General features: G+C 71.1%; 7 protein-coding genes and 1 pseudogene. All 8 read right to left on the bottom strand.

Annotated features, from left to right (window positions below; all coding sequences use genetic code 11):
* Window positions 1-11: 11 nt before the first annotated feature.
* Window positions 12-554 carry a hypothetical protein gene (locus tag DPV74_RS36790; RefSeq protein WP_021160282.1) on the bottom strand — a complete coding sequence of 181 codons (543 nt, stop codon included), beginning with the start codon at window positions 552-554 and terminating at the stop codon, window positions 12-14.
* A gap of 44 nt (window positions 555-598) precedes the next feature.
* On the bottom strand, window positions 599-1678 hold the full coding sequence (locus tag DPV74_RS36785; RefSeq protein ID WP_027792024.1) for an ABC transporter permease: 1080 nt from the start codon (window positions 1676-1678) through the stop codon (window positions 599-601).
* Window positions 1671-2684, bottom strand: coding sequence for an ATP-binding cassette domain-containing protein (locus DPV74_RS36780; RefSeq protein ID WP_119338975.1), 1014 nt, complete (start codon window positions 2682-2684; stop codon window positions 1671-1673). The genes DPV74_RS36785 and DPV74_RS36780 overlap by 8 nt, the downstream gene beginning before the upstream one ends.
* 13 nt (window positions 2685-2697) lie before the next feature.
* Window positions 2698-3771, bottom strand: coding sequence for a TauD/TfdA family dioxygenase (locus tag DPV74_RS36775; RefSeq protein ID WP_060085953.1), 1074 nt, complete (start codon window positions 3769-3771; stop codon window positions 2698-2700).
* A gap of 3 nt (window positions 3772-3774) precedes the next feature.
* Window positions 3775-4437 carry a class I SAM-dependent methyltransferase gene (locus DPV74_RS36770; RefSeq protein WP_021160286.1) on the bottom strand — a complete coding sequence of 221 codons (663 nt, stop codon included), beginning with the start codon at window positions 4435-4437 and terminating at the stop codon, window positions 3775-3777.
* 38 nt (window positions 4438-4475) lie between these two features.
* On the bottom strand, window positions 4476-5720 hold the full coding sequence (locus tag DPV74_RS36765) for a citrate/2-methylcitrate synthase (RefSeq protein WP_119338974.1): 1245 nt from the start codon (window positions 5718-5720) through the stop codon (window positions 4476-4478).
* A 1-nt stretch (window position 5721) separates the two neighbouring features.
* The gene (locus DPV74_RS36760; protein WP_162923244.1) at window positions 5722-7572 is read right to left on the bottom strand and encodes an acyl-CoA dehydrogenase; all 1851 of its coding nucleotides are present in this window, start codon (window positions 7570-7572) and stop codon (window positions 5722-5724) included.
* Window positions 7572-7920: pseudogene (locus DPV74_RS36755) on the bottom strand (hypothetical protein); the annotation flags it as partial. The pseudogene DPV74_RS36755 and the gene DPV74_RS36760, both read right to left, overlap by 1 nt.

Raw genomic sequence — 7920 nt, 5'->3', positions numbered from 1 at the left:
CGCGCTCATCGTCAGCCGGCCCGCACGAGCTGCTTGCGCAGGCGGCCGCGCACGACGACCAGCGCGATCAGCGGCACGACGCCGCCCCACAGCGGGCTGTGGCGCATCGCGATCGACACCGCGAGCGCGACGACGGTGACGGCGAGCAGCACGATCGACAGCGAACGGGCGCGCGCATGGTCGACGAAGGTGCCGTCGACGAACCCGCCGTCCGACCACGCGGTATGCACGATGCCGACGACCAGCACGCAGACGAGCATCGCGGCCGGCCCGAGTTCTTCTCCCCACAAACGGCTACCTGTCGGCGACACGAGCGCCAGCACCGCGCCGATCACGAGGAACAGGTCGACGCCGATCGCGATGCTGTTGCGGTCCGCGCGGCGGATCAGCCAAGCGCCGTGCACGAGCGCGAGCACGCCGCCGATCAGGAACGCGTGCGTCCAGCGCACGTCCGGCTGTCCGGGCCCGAGCCGGCCGTAGAACAGGAACACGATCGCCGGCAGGAAGTTGCTCGCGTGCAGCAGGTAGTCGGTGATGGGATTGCTCGATTTCATCGGGGGATTCTCCTTCGTCGAAACAATGGGCGACGCGTCATGCGTCATGCGTCGTGCCAGCGGAACAGCCGCGCGGCGGCGAACAGGAACAGCGCCGTGCTCGCGGTCATGCCGAGCAGTTGCGGCGCGAGCTGCGCGTACGGAGCGCCGTCGACCAGCGCGCCGCGCAGCGCGACGGCGAACTGGTTGGTCGGCAGGAATGCGAGTACCGCCTTGAGCCAGGCCGGTGCGTCGTGCATCGGGATCGTCAGGTCGCTGAAGAACAGCAGCGGGTAGTAGGTGACGTTGCACGCGAGTTCGGCGGCCGCGAGCGACCGCGTGCGGCTCGCGAGCAGCACGCCGATGCTGAGCACCATCGCCGCGCCGAGCAGCACGATCGGCAACGCGCGCAGCCCGTCTGGCGTCGCGATCGGCAGCGCGATGCCGAACGCGACGCGTGCGACCGTCAGCAGCACGAGCGCCGACAGCGCCATCATCACCATCCGCGCGACGATCAGCGCGGCGAGGAACACGCCGCGCGAGACCGGGAAGCACACGTACAGCTTGAAGGTATTGCGTTCGCGCAGCGACGCGATCGCGGTGGTCGTCGAGTTCAGGCCGATCGCCATGAACGCCATCACGAGAATGCCGGTCGCGAAGAACGCGCCATAGTCGAACGGGCGACGCGCCGGTGCCGCGTTCTCGAAGCGCGCCTGCGCGGCCGGCAGCCCGAGCCGCTGCGCGGCGCAGCGGGCGAGCGCGATCTCGACGACGCGCGACGCGGCCTTGACCGCGAGCGAGCCGTTGAAGTCGTAGCGGATCGTCGCCGGCGTGCGCTCGTCGGCGCCGAGCACGACGGTCACGCGATCGGCCGCCGCGCCGCGCCCGCCGAAGGTCGCCTTCACCGTGTCGCTGTGCGTGAGGCTGGCGACGATCTGCGCTTCGCATGCGCGGCTGTACGGCGTCGCGCCGCCGGGCACGTCGAACGCGATGTCGGCGGTGCCGAGCGACCCCGATCCGCCGAACGCGAACAGCATCACGCTCAGCAGGAACACCGGGAACACGAGCGTCCAGAACAGCGACGAGCGGCTGCGCAGATAACCGAGCAGCTCGTTGCGCACGAGAATCAGGAACACCTTAGTCATGGACGGGGCCCTCGGTACAGAGGCGCAGCAGGTCGCCCGGCGTGCTCGGCGCGAGCGCGAGATGCTGGATGCCCTGTTCGCCGACGATGCGGTGCACGTTCGGATGCAGCGTCGCATCGCCGAACACCTCGACGACGTGCGCGGCCGACACGCGCACGCCGGTCACGCCCGGCAGCGCCGCGAGCCGCTTGCGCAGCGCGCGCGCGTCGGCTTCGTCGCGGCAATGCAGGACCGCGCGCGCTTCGCCGACGAGCTCGGCGCGCAGCGCGTCCTTGTCGCCCTGGTAGCGCACGCCGCCGTCGCGCACCCAGACGAGATCGTCGACGACGGCAAGCTCTTCCTCGGCATGGCAGATCATCGCGATGCTCGTGCCGCGCGCGCGGTGGCGCAGCAGGTCGATCACGACGCCCGCATAACGACGGTCGAGGCCGGTGAACGGTTCGTCGAGCACGGCCAGTTCGGGGCGGTGCGCGAGCGCCACGTAGAGATCCACGCGCTGGCGCTGCCCCTTCGACAGCGCGCGGCACGGCTTGTCGAGCAATTCGGCGATGCCGAGCGCCTCCGTGACTGCGGCGTCCGCGTGCACGTACATCGCGCGGTGCAGCGCGACGATCTCCGACACGCGGAGATGGTCGGGATACTCGACCTTCTGCAGCTGCGCGCCGAGCCGCCGCAGCGACGGCGTGTCGCGCATGAAGCGCGCGGCCGGCACGTCGAGCACGCGCACGTCGGTGCCGCCGCGCCGGAAGCCGAGCAGCGTTTCGAGCAGCGTGGTCTTGCCGGAACCGTTCGGCCCGACGATCGCCGTGACCGCGCCGAGCCGGAACCGCACGTGCCGCGCGGAGAAACGGAAATCGCCGGCCGCGACGTCGATCGCGCGCGCGTCGAGCGCCGAGCCCGGCGCGTGCGCATCGGGCAGCGGCTGCGAGGCCGTGCGCAGCGGCCGGTCGAACGCGGTGTGCGGGCCGAACAGCGCGCGCACGGAGGCGAGGAACGAATCGCTCATCGTCGGCTTCCTGTCAGTCGAACAGCATGACCTGCGTGTCGCGCGCGCCCCGGTACGGGTTGCGGCCGTGCGCGACCAGCATGTTGTCGACGACGAGCACGTCGCCGGCCTGCCACGGGAATGCGAGCTCCTCTTCGTCGAACGCATCGTAGATCGCGACGAGATCGTCGAACGGCATCGGCGAGCCGTCGCCGTAGCGGATCTCGTACGGGAACGCGGCGCGCGCGCCGTACATGCGCTGCAGGTAGCGGTAGCTGAGCTCGCCCATCGAGCGCGGGTTCGGGTGCTGCGCGCTCGCCTGGTTGAACCAGACGGTTTCGCCGGTGCGCGGATGCGCGCGCAGCGCGCTGCCGACGTGCGACACGGTCACGCTGCCGTCGTCGAGCCAGCGGCAGCCGACGCCGCGTTCCGCGCACAGCCGCTCGACCTCGTCGCGGTCGCGCGTGCCGAACGCGTCGTGCCACGGCCGGTGGTATTCGGCGAACGGCAGGTTCGGGTTGGCGGCGAGGCCGTCCGCGCGATCGCCGGGCGCCGCGAAGTTGCGCAGGTACATCACGCCGCGCGCGGCGAACCGTTCGCGCAGCGCGGCCGGCACGCGCGCCGTCACGCGCCGCATGTCGCAGATCGGCGTTTCGCCGCCCGCATCGGCCGGCCGCCGGCAATAGAACGCGACGAGGCGCGGGAACGTGGGCATGTAGGCCATCTCCTGGTGCAGCCCGATCTTGAACGGCGGCGGCATGCGGGTCGATTCGTACACCTGGCCGTCGATCTGCTTGCGCGGCGCGGCGCCCGCCGTGTAACCGTTCGCGTGCGCCGGATACAGCGCGCCGAGGCGGCCGAACGCGGCGGTGTCGGGCACCGCGAAACCGCGCCACAGCAGCGCGCCGCACGCGTCGAGCAGCGTGTCGATCGTATCGAGCCGCGAGCGGTACCACGCGACGAACATCTCCGGCGAGGTCGCGAGCTCGGCGCTGCGCGGCGTCACGCACAGCGGCAGCGTCGCGCCGGGCGCGACCGCCGCGCAGTGCACGTCGTCGGCGCCGAGCCGCACGGCGGCGTGCGCGGCGAGAAAGGCGAGGTCGGTCATCGCTCAGGCCAGCGCCGGTTTTTTCAGCAGGATCTCGAAGCCGAGCGCGCCGAGCCCGGCGCTCGGGCTGTAGATCGACGCGACGTCCGCGAGGCCGGCTTCGGCGACGAGCGCATGCGCTTCGTCGAGCGTGATCTTTTCCTCGACGTGGGTCGGCGGATAGTCGGCGGCGGCGCGCATCTCGGTGAAGCGGTCGAGCAGGTGCTGCGGCGCGTCGCGGCGCATGTCGTGCACGAGCGCGATGCCGCCCGGCTCCAGCACGCGATACATCTCGGTCAGGCTGAGCGCCTTGTCGGGCAGGTGGTGCAGCGTCGCGCGGCCGACGGCCATCGTCAGCGTGCCGTCGTCGAACGGCAGCGCGAGCGCGTCGCCGACGCGCATCTCGATCGTGTCGTCGAGATCGAGTTCGCGGATGCGCGGGCGGCCTTCGTCGAGCATCGCCGGATCGAGGTCGATGCCGACGTAGCGCCAGCCGCGCATCGCCGGGTCGGTGGCGAGCCGCACCGGCACGACGCCGGTGGCCGTGCCGATGTCGGCGATCACGCCGGGCGTCATCCCGCGCGCGAGCTGGCGGATGCGGCTGATGAACAGCAGGTCCCACGGTTCGAGCGTTTCGGTGGCGAAGCGATCGTAGTCGTTCGCCGGGCGCAGGTTCTTGAGCAGCATGACGTTCCTTTTGCTGAAGGGTGCCGATGGATGAAGGTTCACAGCCAGCCGACCGGCACGGCGGCCAGCAGCCGTCGCGCAGTCGCGCTGTTGACGCCGAAAGCCGGGCGGCGCCGGCGCTCGACCGCATGCGCGGCCATCGCCGCGATGCGCGCGCCGAGCCCGACACCGACGCCCCACGACGGCGCGGCGACACCGAGTTCGAGCAGCGTCGCGGCCGTCAGGAAATCGATGTTCGGCCGCAACGCGCGACGGGCGTCGGCCTGGGCGCAGCACGCGTCGAACAGCGTCACGTACGCGCCGTCGAAGCCGTGCGCGGCGAACAGGCCGCGCATGTGCGGTGGACGCGGATCGGCGACGAACAGCGGATGGCCGAAGCCGTACAGCGTGTGTTTCGCGTCGAGCGCCGCATCGATCGCCGCGCGGCCGGCGGCGTCGAGCGCGGCGGGCGGTGCGTCGATGCCGCCCGGGGCCGAGCGTGCGAGCGTGGCGAGCCAGTGCATCGCTTCGAGTGCCGCGCCGACGTGCGACGGGCCGCTCGCGAGGAAACCGGACGCGATCGCCTGCGTGAGCGTGACGCCGGTGCCGATCGCGACGCGCGGCGCGAGCACGGTCGGCGTGATGTAGCCGAAGCCGGCGTGCCACGCGACGAGCAGCATGTCCATTGCGGTTTGCGCCTGCGCATCGCGGCGCGTCGCGCCGGTCAGCACGAGCATGCGTTGCGCTTGTGTCGCGGCGGTATCGAGTGAAGCGCCGCCGTCGGTGCCGGCGGCAAACGGGCGGCCTTCGATCGCCGCGTGCAGCAGGAACGGCGCCGCGGCCGCGCACAGCAGCATCGTGTCGAGATCGGCATCGTCCGGCGCGTTGCCGGGCATGCGTGCCGTCACGTCGTCGAAGCCGCGCAACAGGCCGGACGCGGCCGCGAACACCGGCGCGACACCCGCCGCGCCGAGATCCGCGGCGACGGACTGCGCGGCCGAGCCGGGCGCCAGCGCCTCGGCGAACGCCGCGAGCCGCGTGCGGATCGCCGCCTCGTGCTTGCCATGAGCCGCGTTGTCCGGCGCGACGTCGAACCACAGGTGCGCGAGCGCGCCTTCGAACGTCGTCGCGCCGATCAGCGCGTTCAGGTCGAGATCGCGCACGCGCAGCGCTTCGGGCTCGAGCGTCGCGCCGTCGATGTCGGTGCCGCGATGGCGCGTTGCCGGGCGGCCGAGCAGGTTGCGCGGCGCGTCGCCGGTCGAGGCGGCCGAAGCGTTCGTGCCGGAATCGAGTGTCATGTCCATGTCATTCCGCCTGCGCGAGTTCTTCGCTGCTGACGCTGATCGCCGCGTGCGCCATCGCGGCGATCACGGCCGCGTGCTGGTCGACCACGGGCAGCACGTTCGCGAAGTAGTAGCGCGCGCTTTTCAGCTTGCCGCGATAGAACGCGAGTTCGGCCGGCGTGTCGGCCGTGTCCGGCGCGTCGAGCCGGCGCGCGGCGATCGTCGCCGATTCGAGCAGCACCCACGCCGACGTGACGACGCCGAACATCTCGAGAAAACGCGTGTAGAACTGGCTGCTGCGGTGCGTATGACCGTCCTGCACGTCGCGCGCGATATCGTCGAGCGCGGCGGCGATCCGGTCGGCGCCCGTGCGCAGCGCGTCGAACAGCGGGCGCAGCTCCGCATGCGTGCTCGTGTGATGCTGGCGCGCGAGGAACACGTCCAGTTCGTCGCGGTAGTACTGGATCAGCCGCGAATGGCGGCCGAAGCCGAGCTTGTCGCGCACGAGGTCCTGCGCCTGGATGTAGTTCGTGCCTTCCCAGATCGACAGGATCTTCACGTCGCGCGCGTTCTGCTCGACGGGGCTCGCGTCGGTGTAGCCGAGCCCCCCGTGCACCTGGATCGCGGTTTCGCAGATCCGCCACGCCTGGTCGGAGATGAACGCCTTGCAGACCGGCGTCAGCAGCAGTTGCAGCTTGCGGTGGCGCTCGATCTCGGCCGGATCGGCGTCGGGCGTCGCTTCGAGCATCGCCGCGCGCGTGGCGGTCGCGGCGAGCTTGCCGAGCAGGCCGCGGCAGCCGTCGACGCGGCTTTTCATGTCGACCAGCATGCGCTGCACGTCCGCGTGCTCGACGATCGCGACGCGCGCGGCATTCGTGTTCGACGCGCGCTCGATCGGCCGGCCCTGCAGCCGGCGGCCCGCATACTCGACCGCGTGCAGGTACGCGCTCGACGCGACGCCGACGCCGAACATCCCGGTACTCATCCGCGCCTGGTTCATCAGCGGCATCAGCTGGAGCAGGCCGACGTTGCGCCGGCCGCCGAGCAGCCAGCCGCGGGTCGTGCCGTTCGCGCCGAACACCAGGTGCGTGTTCGCGCAGCCCTTGAGCCCCATCTTGCGCGGCAGGCCGATGCAGTCGACGTGGTTCGGCTGCAATTCACCGGTTTCCTCGTCCGGCCAGAAGCGCGGCACGACGAGGCACGACAGCGAGAAGGAATCGGGCGACGCCGTGTCGATGCGGCCGAGCACGAAATACAGCGTGTTCTCGGTCAGCTCGTGCATGCCGGCCGAGATGTAGACCTTCTCGCCGTCGATCGCGTAGATGTCGCGTTCGAGCGGCGTCGCGCGCAGCGCGACCGCGGTGAGGTCGGTGCCGGCCTGCGGCTCGGTCGCGCAGAAGCACGCATCCCAGCGGTACGCCTCGAGCGGCGCGATCAGCGCCTTCTGGTGCGGCGTGCCGTGCATCTGCAGCAGCTTGACCGCGGGGCGCGTGAAGCCGCCGTACGTCATGAACGACGGGTTCGCGCCCATGAACATCTCGTAGATCATCTGCGTGACGATCGGCGGCAGCCCGTGCGCGGTGCCGAACAGCGTGTTCGACCATTCGTCGCGAAACCGCGCCCACAACGCGTGGAAATGCGACGGAATGCGCACCTGGCCGTCGTCGAGCAGCGTGCAGCCCTCGACGTCCGCCTGCTGGTAGCTGCGGCCGAGGTCGAGCGCGAAGTCGCGCGCGCGTTCGAGCAGTGCGTCGATCGATGCACGGTCGTGGGTGCCGTACAGGCCGTGTTCCGCCAGGAACTGCTTGTCGGCTTCGAACAGTTCCCACAGAAAGAAGCGCAATTCGCGCAGGCTGACCTTGTAGGCGCTCATCATGCGTCTCCTTCGATATCGAGTGCGGCATCGAGGCCGCCGGCGAGGTCGACGACGGCCGCCGCCGCCGCGCCATGCAGTGCCGCATCCCACACGAGCACCGTGCGGCGCTCGCCTTCGTCGAGCGCACCGGCGAGCCGGATCAGCGCGGCCGCCGATTCGGCCGACGACAGGTGGCCCGATCCGTCGTGCTGAATCCGTGCGCCGACCGGGATCGACGCGGCGTCGGCCACGCGCGCCGCGAAGCCGGGATCGAAGCCGGGAGGCACGCACCAGTCGATCTGGTCGGCGCGCAGCCCGGCCATGTCGAGCGCGCGGCGGATCGCGCGCGCGGCGAGCGGCGCGAGC

Origin of the sequence: Burkholderia sp. HAN2018, assembly GCF_024704855.1 — a bacterium.
Lineage (GTDB): Bacteria > Pseudomonadota > Gammaproteobacteria > Burkholderiales > Burkholderiaceae > Burkholderia > Burkholderia cepacia.
The sequence above is the reverse complement of the archived record's forward strand: the minus strand, read 5'-3'. Positions and strand labels throughout refer to the sequence as shown.